Origin of the sequence: Roseibium salinum (assembly GCF_026240905.1) — a bacterium.
Classification (GTDB): domain Bacteria; phylum Pseudomonadota; class Alphaproteobacteria; order Rhizobiales; family Stappiaceae; genus Roseibium; species Roseibium salinum.
This window is the reverse complement of the sequence record NZ_JAPEVI010000003.1, coordinates 1617868-1632439: the sequence shown is the minus strand read 5'-3', so window position 1 is coordinate 1632439 and position 14572 is coordinate 1617868. Positions and strand designations below refer to the sequence as shown.

The 14572-nt window shown below is 61.5% G+C and carries 13 protein-coding genes; 1 reads left to right on the top strand and 12 read right to left on the bottom strand.

The features are described from left to right. Positions 1-16 precede the first annotated feature (16 nt). The 3 genes from ON753_RS12105 to ON753_RS12095 form a co-directional block, all read right to left on the bottom strand. Positions 17-1324, bottom strand: a complete 1308-nt coding sequence (locus ON753_RS12105; protein WP_377046999.1) for a DNA polymerase IV — start codon at positions 1322-1324, stop codon at positions 17-19. A gap of 315 nt (positions 1325-1639) precedes the next feature. Beyond that, a complete protein-coding gene (locus ON753_RS12100; RefSeq protein ID WP_265962827.1) occupies positions 1640-2323 on the bottom strand; it encodes a hypothetical protein in 684 nt (227 codons plus the stop codon). After that, a complete protein-coding gene (locus ON753_RS12095; RefSeq protein WP_265962824.1) occupies positions 2310-2609 on the bottom strand; it encodes a DUF3572 domain-containing protein in 300 nt (99 codons plus the stop codon). The genes ON753_RS12100 and ON753_RS12095 overlap by 14 nt, the downstream gene beginning before the upstream one ends. 138 nt (positions 2610-2747) lie before the next feature. Between ON753_RS12095 and ON753_RS12090 the strand changes: the two genes are divergently transcribed. Continuing rightward, a complete protein-coding gene (locus tag ON753_RS12090; protein ID WP_265962822.1) occupies positions 2748-3119 on the top strand; it encodes a response regulator in 372 nt (123 codons plus the stop codon). A 522-nt stretch (positions 3120-3641) separates the two neighbouring features. On the opposite strand, the gene rpmG is transcribed toward ON753_RS12090, so the two are convergent. The 9 genes from rpmG to ON753_RS12045 form a co-directional block, all read right to left on the bottom strand. Continuing rightward, positions 3642-3809 carry a 50S ribosomal protein L33 gene (rpmG, locus tag ON753_RS12085; RefSeq protein ID WP_094070346.1) on the bottom strand — a complete coding sequence of 56 codons (168 nt, stop codon included), beginning with the start codon at positions 3807-3809 and terminating at the stop codon, positions 3642-3644. Positions 3810-3998: 189 nt separating this feature from the next. Further along, positions 3999-4745: an NUDIX hydrolase gene (locus tag ON753_RS12080; RefSeq protein ID WP_265962817.1), complete on the bottom strand. Its 747-nt coding sequence runs from the start codon at positions 4743-4745 to the stop codon at positions 3999-4001. Beyond that, positions 4742-5212, bottom strand: coding sequence for a DUF983 domain-containing protein (locus ON753_RS12075; protein ID WP_265962815.1), 471 nt, complete (start codon positions 5210-5212; stop codon positions 4742-4744). The genes ON753_RS12080 and ON753_RS12075 overlap by 4 nt, the downstream gene beginning before the upstream one ends. Continuing rightward, positions 5209-7461: a ribonuclease R gene (rnr, locus tag ON753_RS12070; RefSeq protein ID WP_265967136.1), complete on the bottom strand. Its 2253-nt coding sequence runs from the start codon at positions 7459-7461 to the stop codon at positions 5209-5211. The genes ON753_RS12075 and rnr overlap by 4 nt, the downstream gene beginning before the upstream one ends. A gap of 62 nt (positions 7462-7523) precedes the next feature. Then, complete coding sequence (gene topA, locus ON753_RS12065; RefSeq protein ID WP_265962813.1) at positions 7524-10202, bottom strand: type I DNA topoisomerase; 2679 nt, start codon at positions 10200-10202, stop codon at positions 7524-7526. A 174-nt stretch (positions 10203-10376) separates the two neighbouring features. After that, positions 10377-11513 carry a DNA-processing protein DprA gene (locus ON753_RS12060; protein ID WP_265962811.1) on the bottom strand — a complete coding sequence of 379 codons (1137 nt, stop codon included), beginning with the start codon at positions 11511-11513 and terminating at the stop codon, positions 10377-10379. Next, positions 11510-12178 (bottom strand): glycerol-3-phosphate 1-O-acyltransferase PlsY, encoded by a 669-nt coding sequence (gene plsY, locus ON753_RS12055; RefSeq protein ID WP_265962809.1) that lies wholly within the window; start codon positions 12176-12178, stop codon positions 11510-11512. The genes ON753_RS12060 and plsY overlap by 4 nt, the downstream gene beginning before the upstream one ends. Before the next feature lie 174 nt (positions 12179-12352). Continuing rightward, positions 12353-13144 carry a DUF3108 domain-containing protein gene (locus ON753_RS12050; protein ID WP_265962807.1) on the bottom strand — a complete coding sequence of 264 codons (792 nt, stop codon included), beginning with the start codon at positions 13142-13144 and terminating at the stop codon, positions 12353-12355. Between the two features lie 115 nt (positions 13145-13259). Further along, on the bottom strand, positions 13260-14561 hold the full coding sequence (locus tag ON753_RS12045) for a dihydroorotase (protein WP_265962805.1): 1302 nt from the start codon (positions 14559-14561) through the stop codon (positions 13260-13262). Positions 14562-14572 lie beyond the last annotated feature (11 nt).

Here is a 14572-nt window from a genome sequence, read left to right as displayed (position 1 = left end):
AGCAGAACGGCTGCCCTCAGGTTTTCTTGGGCTTCTCGGCGGTTCTGGTCACGTGGGTCAGGCCGAGTTCGATGGCTGATTTGCCGAATTTGTCGCGCAGCCGGTCGACTGCGAGTTCGGCATTCTTGCGCCGCTCGGCGGATTGATCCAGAAGGTCCCGCGGATCGGCGCGGTCCGCCGTTTCCAGATCGCTGACCCCAATGCCGATCAGCCGGAATTTCCGGCCATTGGTCTCGTTTTCAAGCAAATCGACGCCCGCGGAATAGATCTTGTCCGCAAGCTGCGTCGGATCGCTCAGGTGCCGGGCGCGGGTGATCGTCTTGAAGTCGGACGTCTTGAGCTTAAGGGTGATCCCCCGGCCCGAAAGACCCGACTTTTTAAGCCGGGCGGAGACCTTTTCCGAAAGATCCCGCAGGATGGGACGGAGCGTCTGGAAACTGGAGATATCGGTCCGGAACGTCGTTTCCGACGATACGCTTTTCGCACCGCGTTCCGGCGTGACCAGACGCGCGTCCTCGCCTTGCGCGAGTTGGGCGAGGCGCAGACCGATCGACCCGTAACGGCGGGCAAGATCGGCGGCATCCACGGTCTGCAACTGGCCGATGGTGCTGATGCCGTCCCTTTCCAGCTTCTGCTGGAAGACCTTCCCCACGCCCCAGATCCTGCCGACAGGCATGGCAGCGAGCACCGCCTTGGCTTCCGCAGCGCCGATGACAGAAAAACCGCGGGGTTTTTCGAGGTCCGAGGCAAGCTTTGCCAGGAACTTGTTGGGCGCAAGACCGACCGACGCCGTGATGCCGATATCCCTCTCGATGGCCCGGATAAAACCGGCGAGCGTTTCGGCGGGTGTCGCGTGGTGCAAGCGCTGCGTGCCGGTGAGATCGAGAAAGGCCTCGTCAATCGAGATTGGTTCCACCAGTGGAGTGAGAGCAAGCATGCGCTCGCGAATCTCCTTGCCGACCTTTGCGTATTTTTCCATGTTCGGTTTGATGACCACGGCATCCGGGCAGGCTTCCAGCGCCTTGAACATCGGCATGGCCGAGCGCACGCCGTAGATCCGTGCAATGTAACAACAGGTCGAAACCACGCCCCGCTGACCGCCGCCGATGATGAGGGGAACATCCTGCAGCTCCGGATTGTCCCGTTTTTCGATGGCAGCGTAAAACGCGTCGCAATCGATATGAGCGATCGCAAGCCTGTCCAGCTCCGGATGGCGGACGAGACGCGGACTGCCGCAAGACGCGCATCTGGCGAGGGTCGCGCCAAGGCGCATGCCGCAATCCCGGCAAAGGGCTCGATTTTCCGGCGCGCTCTGGGTCAAGATACTGGCTTCACAAGAACTGCGCGGAGCAGAAATCAGCCGCTCCGCGTCTAGGTCGTGGTGACGATTTAACCATTGTGCCGGCGAGGCCCATTTCGTTCCTGGCGAGACGCGAAATGCGCAGCAGTGTGGCCCACTTCAAGCATTTCGCAACGACGTCCAGGGGCGAAATGGGCCTCGTCCCGAAGGGATTTGCGTGAGATCTGCCCAGGATCGGCCCATGCTCGTCGAATATGCCCGGCATGTCCTTCCTCGGCATAGACTGATCCTGAACAAATCTCACGCAAACCGGCATAATGGTTAAATCCTCACCACGACCTAGCATGTCGATCCTTCCAGAATAGCGCCGATAAAGGCCGCGGTCTCCTGCCAATCGCCGGTTATGAGATCGATATGCTTTTCCTGTGCCAAGGAGGTGCGGAACCGGGGATCGGCGACGAACTGAACCTGCACCGCCGAGGGAAACGAGGCGTGGACCGACGCATGGTTCGTCGGACTGTCGTCGATGAATACCAGAGGTCCTTGCCTGCCTGCCGAGAGTGCGGCAACGGCCCCGCCCTTGGGGCCTGAATTGGTGAGGACGGGATAGGGAATGCCCATGCCCGACAGCAGTTGTTCGCGCGCGGGCTTGTTGTGACCGCCCGGCAGGTTGGTCAGGAGGACGATCTCCCAGTCTGCCGCCAATTGCAGCAGGGCCTCATCGGCTCCGCATACCATGTCCTGCCGGTGGCAGATCTCGTCGAAAAAGATCAGGAGATGCCGGCGCACGTCGTCAGACGAAATGAGGACCCTGTCGCTCTTGCCGCAGATGTTCCCCGTCAGCCGGTACTCATGCTTCAGGAACATCAGTCCGTTCGCGTGCAGGTACTCCTCCAGATGCAGCACCATATGCAGGATCACCTCGTCGACGTCGCAGATGATCAGCGGCTTATCCGACCCGGGGAGGGCGCGGATTTGCGCCAGTACCTCGGGCAGGACTGCCGTTGGTTCACGCGTAGTCATCCATTCCCCCGGCAAGTGCGTAGCGGGCGGCTGCCATCATCGTGGGCCTGATTCCGGCGTTCTCGCAAAAGGCGAGCAGGAGCGACTCATCCATCATGTAGAACTCCAGCACACCCGCCAGAAAGCCGGGTTCGCTGGCTGCTTCGCGAATCATGTCCGGGCCGATACCGGAAAACGCTAGAAACCGGCCGATCTGCTCCGTATCGCCGCTAAGCTGAACAAGCGCCTGGGTGGCAATTTCCTGTGCTTCTTCAACGGACAGTGACTTCCCTTGCATTTTTTTCATTGTGTTTTTTTGCCTTTCTGAAACGATTCCGGGTTAGAACACATTTAATGCGGACCGGGGAAGGGTTCCACCGCGGCTGGCAACACGCTGCGACAAAGATGAATGGGACCGGCGCGCGCCGGGTGAAGGGCCAAACATATGGCGAAGACCGTGTTAATCGTGGAAGACAACGAGCTGAACATGAAGCTGTTTCATGATCTGCTCGAGGCGCACGGTTATAACACTTTGCAGACCAGAACAGGCATTGAGGCCTTGCAGCTGGCCCGTGAACACCGGCCGGATCTGATCCTCATGGACATCCAGTTGCCGGAAGTGTCTGGCCTGGAGGTCACCAAGTGGATCAAGGAAGACGAAGACATCTCGTCTATCCCGGTCATCGCGGTCACGGCCTTTGCCATGAAGGGCGATGAAGAACGGATCCGCCAGGGAGGATGCGAGGCCTATATTTCCAAGCCGATTTCGGTGGCAAAGTTTCTCGAAACAGTCCGCGCCTATCTCGGCGAGGCCTGAGCGTCTGCTACCCTGCTGTCCCAAGAACGGCGCAAGACTTCGCACATCTTTCGGTGGCAGATGTCCACCGGATGACGCTTGAACCATGCGCCGGCTCAGGTTTCGGGTTCATGTTAAGGTTACGGATTTACTAAAACGACATTGTTTCTGTGCATATTTTATGGAAAATGTTGCATTCGGGTTACAATAGGCTAGTGTAGCCGCAGATCAGGGGTTTCCCTGACCGTCATATTGACGAGGACTGCAAATACTGAATCGTCGATTTTGGCAAAAGTTTCCCCTCGGAGTGCTCAGGTCCGCCGCATCTCCTGGGTCCGTGGGGTAGGTCGGCTGGGAACCGGCCGAAGAGTGGCCTCCTCGTATGCCGTGTTCCCGCCGACCACTATTTTTTCACCTGAGATCAGGTCAGTAAACTTGCAAGTGGCTTGCGCCACTTGCCTGGGCGCTGGCCGCGTCCGCCTTCGAGCAACAAAAAACCCGCCAGCGATGGCGGGTTTTTTGCTGGATAGGGTCAGGCCAAGATCACTTGATCTTGGCTTCCTTGAACTCGACATGCTTCTTGGCAATCGGGTCGTATTTCTTCTTGACCATCTTCTCGGTCATCGTGCGGGAGTTCTTCTTGGTGACATAGAAGAAGCCGGTGTCCGCCGTGGAGAGGAGCTTGATCTTGATTGTTGTCGCCTTGGCCATGGCCTTGGATCCTGTTCTCGGTTGTCGGGCAAAGGGTTCTTATGGCCAGATGGGCTGGCGATGAATCTGCCCCAATGTCTGAAATCAGCGCGCAAACTACTCGTCGGCGCGCGAAAGTCAAGCACCCGCGTTGTTTCAGGCGCGTTTTTGAAGGTTGCGGCGGTTATATAGCCGCCGAAAACCGCTGAGTTAAATCATCTCCTTCACAAACCCGCCTTTGCGGAAAAAATAGTAGGGCACCGGTGTGTCCGGGGACAGATCCGGATCGTTCTTCAGCCGCTCCTCCAGATCCGTCAGAATTTTCGTCGTGATCATCGGCAGTTCCTTTTCCCGCGCCTCCTCGAGGGTGAGCCAGGCGCAGTCTTCCAGCTCGCCGGAGGGTCCTTTGCCGTCCGGCAGCCGGTCGGCAATGGCATTGGCCCACACGGCCAGGAAACGGGTGTCGAAGCGCCGCGGGCGCTGCGTCGGTGTGATGGCCCTGGCAATCATGCGCAGGCCGCTCAGGTCCGGCTGTATGCCCCGCTCGGCGAATGCCTCGAAACCGGATCCGAGCCGGAAGGCGCCGCTGGAGGATTTCCTGCCGATGAAGAGCCCGGCTTCCTCATATGTCTCGCGGATGGCGGCAAGGGCCAGGGCGCGCACCCGCGCCGCGGACTTCACGCTTTTCAGGTCTTCGGAGAGCTTTGCCTCCACTGCGGGGTGGTAGGGTAGCACGTCGGCGATCCTGGAATCGGAGGGGTCGACCCGCCCGCCCGGGAAAACGAACTTTCCCGGCATGAAGGCGTGGCGCCGGTGCCGCCGTCCCATCAGGATTCTGACGGGGCCGCTGCTCTCGCGGTCGAGAACAAGCAGCGTCGCAGCATCCTTGGGCCGGATATAGGGATGATTTCCGGCTTGCTCGTCTTTCGCCAGCCGCTTCTCGAATGAACCGTTCATGTGGTCCTTTCGGAGGGAAGGGGGACAGGCGGCAGGTCGTCCTCCGCATCCGGATCGAAACCGTGCATGTAGAGCGCCCACTGCAGGCCCACCAGTGCGCCCTTGATCGGCTGCATCAGAAGGAACGACAGCACCAGCGTCAGCGGAACCCAGAGCGCCATGTGGATCCAGAGATCCGGGTGCCACATGACTTCCACGGCCAGGAGCGCCGGAATGACGATGTGGCCGACAATGGTAATGGTGAAATAGGGGGGCGCGTCATCGGCGCGGTGATGATGAAATTCCGTTCCGCAGTGCGAACAGGCATGGTTCGTCTTCAGGAAGCGGTCGAAGATCCGTCCCTGACCGCAATTCATGCATCTGTTGGCCGCGCCCCGCAGCATGGCCGGCATGACCGGACGGCGCGGCTTGTCGGACCGCGCCGGCGGGCTTTCCAGCGTTCCATTCAATTCATAATGAACCGTCACGAAGACCTCCTTCGGCTCTGTTTTCGTGCGGAGGTCTTTGGGCGCCCGCCTTTCGGCGGTTCACGCCGCGTCTTGGGTCCCGCTTTCCGGATACTCTTGCCGGCAATCCGTCCATGACTGAGCATTTCGAATGTCAGTGCGCCTGCAAAAGGTGCGGCTTCAACCAGCCTGACCTCCACCTGATCTCCAAGTTGGTAGGTCTCACCGGTTTTGTCACCTATCAGGGCATGCGACCCTTCGTCATAGCGGTAATAGTCGACGCCGATGGTGGAGGCCGGCACGAAACCGTCGGCCCCGGTGTCCGCCAGCCGCACGAACATCCCGGATTTCACCACGCCCGCGATGCGGCCCTGGAAGGTCGCGCCGATATGATCACTCATCCAAAGGGCGATCAGTCGGTCGATCGTGTCCCGCTCGGAAAGCATGGCGCGGCGTTCGGCCGCGGAAATCTCCGCTCCGATCACCTCGAGCTTGCTCTCGATGCCTTCCGGCAATCCGTCCTTGCCGAAACCGAGCGCCGAAATCAGCCCCCGATGGACGATCAGGTCCGCGTAGCGGCGGATGGGCGAGGTGAAATGGGCATAGCGGCGCAGGTTGAGTCCGAAATGACCGATATTCTGGGGCGCGTATTCGGCCTGCGCCTGGCTGCGCAGCACCACCTCGTTGACGAGGTGCGCCTGCGGCGTGTCCTTCACCTGCGCAAGGATCCTGTTGAAGACGGCAGGCCTCAGTCCACCGGCCGACGGCAATTTCATGTTGAGGGTTGACAGGAATTCCTTGAGGTTTTCCAGCTTCTCCGGCGTCGAGGCATCGTGGACGCGATAGAGGAGAGGGGTCTTGCGCTTCTCCAGTGTCTCGGCCGCAGAGACATTCGCCTGGATCATGAACTCTTCGATCAGCTTGTGCGCATCCAGGCGCTCCGGCACGTAGACATGGTCGACCGTGCCGTCCGCTTTGAGCTTGATCTTTCGCTCGGGCAGATCCAGCTCGAGCGGCTCGCGTGCGTCCCTGCCTTTTTTCAGAAGCTCGTAGGCCTCCCACAGCGGCCTCAAGATCCCGTCGAGGATCGTCCCGGTCTTCTCGTCCGTGACCCCGTCGATGGCTTTCTGCGCCTGCAGATAGGAAAGCTTGGCGGCGGAGCGCATCAGGATGCGGTGGAAGGTATGTCCGGTCTTGCGGCCGGTCTTGTCGAAGACCATGCGCACGGCCAGGGCCGGCTTGTCTTCCTTTTCCCGCAGCGAGCAGAGCTGGTTGGAAATCCGCTCCGGCAGCATCGGGATCACCCGATCGGGGAAATAGACCGAGTTGCCGCGCAGATTGGCCTCCCGGTCCATGGGAGAACCGGGCGTCACGTAATAGGCGACATCCGCGATGGCGACATAGACGACGTGCCCGCCCTGGTTCTGCGGATCCTCGTCCGGTTCTGCAAAGACCGCATCGTCATGGTCCTTGGCGTCCGGAGGATCGATGGTGATCAGCGGAACCTTGCGCCAGTCCTCGCGCTTGCCGAGCTTCTCCACCGGCTTCGCCGCTTCGGCCTGTGCCTCCACGCTCGCCGGGAAGACATGCGGAATGCTGTGGACATGCAGGGCGATCTCGGAGACCGCCATCTCCGACTTCATCGAGCCGAAGCGTTCGACGATGGAGGCGCGCGGATGGCCGTAGCGGCCCGAGCGCGTGACCTGAACACTGACGAGGTCTCCGTCCTCGGCCTCTTTCAGATCCGAGGGGTCCACGTCCAGTTCCCGCTGCTTGCGGTCGATCGGCTCCAGATAAGGCGGGCGGTTGTCGCTCCGCAATCTCAGGATTCCGAGGATAGCACCTTGCTTCTTCTCAAGAACCCTGATCACCCGTGCGGCATGGCTCGCCTCGTCGCCGGCCTCGCCCTCCGTCAGGCGTACCAGCGCCCGGTCGCCGACGCCCGGCTGCGTGTTCTTGGTCTTGCCTGCCAGAACGAGGATCTTCGGCGGTTCGCCCGCCTCGTCGTCCCAGTCGACCGGGATGCCGAGCAGCTCGCCGTCACGGTCCCTGCCAACGAGATTGGCGACCAGGACCGGCGGCAGGTCGCCGGGCCGGATCATGCGCTTCTTGTGCTTCTCGACGAGACCTTCCTCGGAAAGGTCCTTGAGCATCTTTTTCAGGTGAATGCGCGCTCCGCCGACAATGCCGAAATGGCGGGCAATCTCCCGTTTGCCTGCCCGGCCGGGATTATCCACCACGAAGGCGAGAATGTCCTCTCGGGACGGCATCTCGCCCGGCACCTTTGCGCGCTTGCGGGCACTGTGTTTGCGCGTGTTGATCCGTTTGGCGCTCAAGACGCATCATCCCAGGGCACCTGTTCGGACGAAGCGTCGACAGTCGCCTTGGTCTTGCGGGCGGCTGCCTTACCTGCCGTCGTCTTCTTGGGCGCCGCTTTCTTTGCAGTCGTTTTCTTTGCGGTCGTTTTCTTCGCGGCAGTTTTCTTGCCGCCCTTGGAGGCCTTCGCCGCGATCAGCTCAAGGGCCTGTTCCAGCGTTAACGCCTTCGGATCGGTGTCCTTCGGCAACGTCGCGTTGATCTTGCCATGCTTGACATAAGGCCCGTAGCGCCCGTCATAGACGTTGATCGGACCGCCTTCCTGAGGGTGCTCGCCAAGTTCCTTCACCGGGGTCGCCGTCGCCCTGCCGCCGGTCTTCGAGCGCTTTTCCGCCAACGCATCGACGGCGCGGTTGATGCCGACGGAGAACACCTCGTCCGGCGAGGAGAGATTGGCATAGGTGCCGTTGTGCAGCACGAACGGACCGTAGCGACCGATCCCGGCGCTGATCATCTTGCCGTCTTCCGGATGCGGACCGACGTCGCGGGGCAGGGACAGGAGCTGCAGGGCCTTGTCCAGATCCATGTCCGGCGCGGACCAGCCGCGCGGCAGGGAAGCGCGCTTCGGTTTGGCCTCTTCTCCCAGTTGCACATACGGTCCGAACCGGCCGTTGCGAAGGGTGACGTCGAGACCGGTTTCCGGATCCTGGCCCAGCAGCTTCGGCCCTTCCTCGCCTTCGCCTTCCTCGCCGCTCGGCTTGCCGAGCTGGCGTGTGAAGCCGCATTCGGGATAGTTCGAACAACCGATGAAGGCGCCCCAGCGGCTGACCTTCAGGGACAGCTGGCCGGTGTCGCAAGACGGGCATTGGCGGGGATTGGAGCCGTCTTCCTTCGGCGGGAAGATGTGCGGTCCGAGCAACTCGTTGAGCGCGTCGATGACTTCGGCAACGCGCAGGTCCTTGATGTCGTTGACCGCAGCCGAAAAGCCCTTCCAGAAGTCGCGCAATACGTCCAGCCAGGACAGCTCCCCAGCGGAAATCTTGTCGAGCTGCTCCTCGAGGCTGGCGGTGAAGTCAAACTCGACATAGCGATGGAAGAAGCTCTCCAGGAACGCTATGACGATCCGGCCCTTGTCCTGCGGCACGAGCTGCTTCTTCTCGAGCTCGACATAATCGCGGTCGCGCAGGGTCTGCAGCGTCGACGCATAGGTGGACGGACGGCCGATGCCCAGCTCTTCCATCTTCTTGACCAGGCTCGCCTCGGTGTAGCGCGGCGGCGGTGTGGTGAAGTGCTGCGAGGCTTCGATCGCTTCGGTCTTGTCGTCAACCGATGCAGCGGTCAGCGGTGCGCCTTCGTCAACGGCCGGCAGGCGTCTGGAGCTCTCGTCCTCTTCATCGTCGCGGCCTTCCTGGTAGAGCGCCAGGAAGCCGTCGAAGCGGACGACCGAGCCGGTCGCGCGCAAGCTCGCGCGCTTGCCGGACCCATCCGCCAGAATCTCGATGGTGGTGCGCTCCAGGACGGCTGATTCCATCTGGGACGCCATGGTGCGCTTCCAGATCAGTTCATAAAGCCTGGCCTGGTCCGGATCCAGAAAACGGGCAACATCCTTCGGGCGCCGGGCGAGATCCGTCGGGCGGATCGCCTCGTGCGCCTCCTGCGCGTTTTTCGCCTTGGCGGAGTAGAAGCGCGGCTTTTCCGGCACGTACTGGTCGCCGAAGTCCTTGCCGATCACGGCGCGAGCCGAAGCAATCGCCTCTCCGGCAATCTGGACACCGTCCGTACGCATATAGGTGATGAGACCGGTGGTCTCGCCGCCGATCGAGATGCCCTCGTAGAGCTTCTGGGCCACCTGCATGGCGCGTGACGCGGCAAAGCCGAGCTTGCGCGAGGCTTCCTGCTGCAGGGTGGAGGTGGTGAAGGGAGCTGCCGGATTGCGCTTGGCGGGTTTGGAGGCGACGCTGTCGACCTTGAAGCTGGCGCTTTCCAGCATGGTCTTGATTGCGCTCGCTTCCGCCTCGTTGGAGATATCGAGACGGCCGATCTTCTTGCCGTCAAAGCCGGTGAGACCGGCCTGGAACGTGTCACCGGCCGGCGTCTTCAGATTTGCGAAGATCGACCAGTATTCCTGCGACTTGAAGGTCTCGATCTCCATTTCCCGGTCGCAGATGAGGCGCAGGGCGACCGATTGCACACGGCCTGCCGAGCGGGCGCCGGGAAGCTTGCGCCACAGAACGGGAGACAGGGTGAAGCCGACCAGGTAGTCGAGCGCACGGCGGGCAAGATAGGCATCGACCAGGGGCGTATCCAGCTCGCGCGGATTGGCCATCGCCTCCAGAACCGCCTTCTTGGTGATCGCGTTGAACACGACGCGCTCGATCTTCTTGTCCTTCAGCACCCGCTTCTTCCGGAGCACTTCCAGGACATGCCATGAAATCGCTTCCCCTTCGCGGTCGGGGTCGGTTGCGAGAATGAGGCGGTCGGCATCCTTCACCGCATTGGCGATTTCCGTCAGGCGCTTCTGCGCCTTGCTGTCCACCTGCCAGCTCATGGCGAAATCGTCGTCTGGCTTCACCGATCCGTCCTTGGGCGGCAGATCGCGTACGTGACCGAAGGAAGCCAGAACCGTATAATCGGACCCAAGATACTTGTTGATCGTCTTGGCTTTCGCCGGCGATTCCACAATAACGACGTTCATTCTTACCCAAATTATTTTGCCGGAAGCGGTGATCCGTCCGGTGGAGAAGGTGATTTATGGCTGCAGACGATCACGGATCATCCGCCGCCTGTCAAATGGACCTTTGAATCATTCCGGTCAACCCGTACGGTCCAGATACGGGTTTCCCCTTGAGGCGCCAATCGGATTTCACTCTCACATGAGTGCCGAGATTTTATTGCCTCTATGACGTTCGAGCCGCCCTGCCAGTTCCAGTTCGAGCAGAATTACATGAATCGACCGGGTATCCCCATCGACGAAACGGATGAGTTCATCCAGATCGATCGGCGTCGGCCCCAATGCGGACATCACCCTTTGCCGCAGCTGGTCATCGGGGTCCGAAAGTGCAGAGGGCCGCGGACGATCTTCTTCCAAAAGGCGCTGTTGAACGGGAAGGACAGGCTCGATACGTCCGCTGAGTCCTTCCAGAACGTCTCTGGCCGAGGTCACCAGCATTGCGCCCTGGCGGATCAACCCATTGGCCCCTTCCGAGCGCGGATCGAGCGGCGAGCCGGGAACGGCAAAGATCTCGCGGTCTCTGTTCCAGTGCGTAGCGGGCTGTGTGCAGGGAGCCCGACGACTTGGCCGCTTCGATGACGATGACCCCGAGGAGCATCCCGAAATCAGCCTGTTGCGCCTTGGAAAGTCCCGTCCGCGCGGTTTCCAGCCAAGCGGCATTTCACTGATCACCGCGCCGCCCGCATCGAAAATGGCGGCGAGCAGGCGGTTATGTTCTGGCGGATAGAGCACATCGATCCCGCCGGCGAATACCGCGACGGTTCCGGTCGGCAGGGCGGCATCGTGGGCCGCGGCGTCGATGCCGCGTGCAAGACCCGATATGACGACGAAGTCCTCCGCGCCCAGATCACGCGCAAACATGCCTGCCAGCTTCCGCCCCGACAGCGAGGCATTGCGGGCACCGACAATGCCGAGCATCTTGGTGTGTGCCAGGATCGGGCTGCCCTTGACGGACAGCAGGGGAGGCGGACTGTCGATATGCCTCAGGTGCGGCGGGTAGTCGGCTTCGCCAAGGGCGACGAGCCGGGCTCCGCGTTTCCCGTGTGCCGCCAGTTCGGCCTCCGCATCCTCGACAGGGCACAGCCGATAACTCTTCTTGCCGCCGCGCTTTGAAAGTTCTGGAAGCATCTCCAGGGCGCGCTCGGCGGACCCGGTATGGTTGACCAGATCGAAAAACGTTGCAGGTCCGATATTCTCGGACCGTATCAGACGCAGCCAGGCGAGCCTCTGGGTATCGGAGAGCCGAAGCATCTTGTGGTCTACGGGACCGCTCACGAGTCAGGACCCACCGTATCGGCGCCGGAAGTCTGCGAAGCGGATTTGGATCCGGAGCCGATCCTGCTTTCCTTGCCGGTCAGAAGGCGGCCGATATTCTCGTGGTGTTTTGCCCAGATAAGAACCGTCAGCAACACGAACATCTCGGCCATCTGCACCCGGCTGAAGGCGAAATAGAGCAGGATGGGCGTGGCAAGGCTCGCCGTCAGCGCAGCGAGGGACGAATAGCGGAGGACGGCAGCCATGGCGATCCAGATTGCCGCGAAAAGAAGGCCCATCGGCCAGTGGAGGCCGAGCAATATGCCGAGATAGGTGGCAACGCCCTTGCCGCCCCTGAATTTCAGCCACACCGGAAAGAGGTGGCCGAGAAAGGCGCCAAGCCCGGTGATCAGCGCCATTTCCTGACCGTACAAATGCCTGACGATCAGCACCGCTACCGTGCCTTTGAGCGCATCTCCGAGAAGGGTGGCGGCAGCCAGGGATTTCCTGCCCGTGCGCAGGACATTGGTGGTGCCGATATTGCCGGAGCCGATCTTGCGGATGTCGCCGAGACCTGCCATGCGCGTGAAGATCAGGCCAAAGGGAATTGACCCGAGCAGATAACCGAAGGCGAGGGCGGCAAGATAATAGGGCCAGGCGAATGCCCAGCTGATCGGATCAGGCACGCGGCGGTACTCCAATGACGTGCATTGTAAAAAGTCACTGCAATGTAACGGCACGGCGAGACGGATCAAGTCCGGCGACCGCGAAAAACCGTCTGTGCAGGGATTTGCAGGGAAAAGGGTGCTGCCGGCTCTTAAGGCATCCGACGCGATCGGATCGAACGGTCCGACGACAGCTCACGTCTGCTTCGACAGCTTGTACTTTTCCGCCTGGATGACGACCCGTCCGAAGGGAAGCGAGATGCTGGCCCTCAAGGGTACCAGGAACGGCTTGTCGCCGACCGGGGCAAGCCAGACCTCCAGGGAGGTGTTGGCCGCAAGCTCCTGGATCGACTTGCGCTTCGGGCGGTGTCCGGAGACGGGTTCGTACCGCACGCCGCAGACAATGGTATCGCCCTTGAAGCGGCCGTCGGCGGTCGTCATGGACTTGCGGGATTTGTAGTGCATGTGAACGTTGTAGCGTTCCTTGCCGTCGAAGATCTGCAGCGTCCTGTTGCAGCTTTCCTTCGAGAGGCCCTTGGGAGCCGGCAGGAGGGCCGCCGTGAGCGGGTCGACAACGCCCTTGAGATGATCCGCGGTCACCTTGATGCGTTCCTTCATCCGGTCCTGGGGCGGATTGACGGCGACTTTGTCCACCTTGCCGGCGCGCATGTTCATGGAAACGGTGCCGGTTTCGTCCTCGCTCTTCAGGTCAAAGGCATAGGTTTCCGGCTGCAAGGCCAGTTTGCGGATGCCGCCGCGTGCCTTCACCGACCCCTTGCCGTCCGAGATCAGCCGGCCAAAGGCGGCGGTCTGGCCGTCGGCACGAACGGAATAGACTTCGTCGCCGACATCCAGCGACAGCGTGCCGGAGCCGATGGGCAGGCTCAGGGCGTAGAGCTTGTATTTCACGTAAAGGTCCGCCGCCGAAGCCTCGCCGGCAAGCAGAACATAAGCCAGACCCAGCCCCATCAAAGCCGTCAGACGCATCCGGACCATTCCTCGCAAACCTGTTTCGCGCCACGTTCGCGGAGAATTGTGGCGCAAAGCAGGATGCTTCGCTCAGACACACAACGTGCGGGCGGTGCGCAAAGTCGGCGCCGGATCAGGCGTAGTTGTAGACCGTCCTGCCGGCGACCACGGTGCGGAGCACCCGTCCGGAAAAGCGGGCGTCTTCGAAAGGCGAGTTCTTCGAGCGGGAGCGGATGGCGCTTTTTTCCAGGACCCAGGGCCGGTCGGGATCGAAGACGGTCACATCGGCCGGTGCCCCTTTGGTGAGGCGTCCGGTCTCCAGCCCCAGCCGATCTGCCGGCCGGCAGGTCATCGCGCCGAGAAGCGTGATCAGGCCGACCTGATCGGAGTGATAAAGCCGCAGGGCCGCCGCCAGAAGGGTTTCCAGGCCGATCGCCCCGTCTTCCGCTTCCGCCCACGGGTGGCGCTTGGTTTCCACGTCCTGCGGGTCGTGGTTGGAGCAGATGATGTCGATCGTGCCGTCCGCAACGGCCGCGATCATGGCCTGCCGGTCATCTTCGTCACGCAGCGGCGGCGACATCTTGAAGAAGGTGCGGTAGGCGCCAATGTCGTTTTCGTTGTGGGTGAGGTGGTTGATCGAAACGCCGGCGGTAATGTCGAGGCCGCGCTTCTTGCCGGTGCGGATCACGTCGGCGCTGTCGGAGGTGGATATCAGGTTCGCGTGATATTTGCTCCTGGACATGCCGACCAGCCGGAGGTCGCGCTCCAGCATGATGATTTCGGATTCACGCGGCACGCCGGACAGACCCTTCCAGCTGGCGTTGAGACCTGCATTCATGACCCCGCCTGCCAGGTCCGGATCTTCCGTGTGATGGATGACGAGCGCATCGAAATCGCGGGCATAGGTCATCATCCGGCGCATGACCTGGGCATTCTTGACCGACTTGTGCCCATTGGTGAAGGCGACGGCGCCGGCTTCCTGCAAGAGGCCGATCTCGGCCATCTCCTCGCCCCTCAGGCCCTTGGTGAGGGCGGCCAGGGGCAGGACGTTGACGCTTGCCGTATCTCGCGCCCTGCGCAGGATGAAATCCACCAGCGCCGGGTCGTCGATCACCGGATCGGTATCCGGCATGGTGCAGATTGTGGTGATTCCGCCTGCTGCCGCGGCATTTGAGGCGCTTGCCAGCGTTTCGCGGTGTTCAGCGCCAGGCTCGCCCACCGAAACGCACATGTCGATCAGGCCGGGGCAGGCGATGGCGCCCTTGCAGTCGATCACCTCCGCACCATAGGGCGTGCCCTGGTTGGCGGCTTCCGGGCCGGCGGCCAGGATGGTGCCGTCTGCGATGATTACCGAGCCGGGAGCATCCAGTTCGCGCGCCGGATCGATCACCCTGGCGTTGGAGAAAACCAGAGGTTTGGGTGTGTCGATAGCCACGATGAAAATCC

Bases quoted from the DNA above. Each gene is read 5' to 3' on its own strand.
- ON753_RS12100 (WP_265962827.1), bottom strand. From the start codon at position 2,323: ATGACTACGCGTGAACCAACGGCAGTCCTGCCCGAGGTACTGGCGCAA.
- ON753_RS12095 (WP_265962824.1), bottom strand. From the start codon at position 2,609: ATGAAAAAAATGCAAGGGAAGTCACTGTCCGTTGAAGAAGCACAGGAA.
- ON753_RS12090 (WP_265962822.1), top strand. From the start codon at position 2,748: ATGGCGAAGACCGTGTTAATCGTGGAAGACAACGAGCTGAACATGAAG.
- rpmG (WP_094070346.1), bottom strand. From the start codon at position 3,809: ATGGCCAAGGCGACAACAATCAAGATCAAGCTCCTCTCCACGGCGGAC.
- ON753_RS12080 (WP_265962817.1), bottom strand. From the start codon at position 4,745: ATGAACGGTTCATTCGAGAAGCGGCTGGCGAAAGACGAGCAAGCCGGA.
- rnr (WP_265967136.1), bottom strand. From the start codon at position 7,461: ATGCCGTCCCGAGAGGACATTCTCGCCTTCGTGGTGGATAATCCCGGC.
- topA (WP_265962813.1), bottom strand. From the start codon at position 10,202: ATGAACGTCGTTATTGTGGAATCGCCGGCGAAAGCCAAGACGATCAAC.
- ON753_RS12050 (WP_265962807.1), bottom strand. From the start codon at position 13,144: ATGCGTCTGACGGCTTTGATGGGGCTGGGTCTGGCTTATGTTCTGCTT.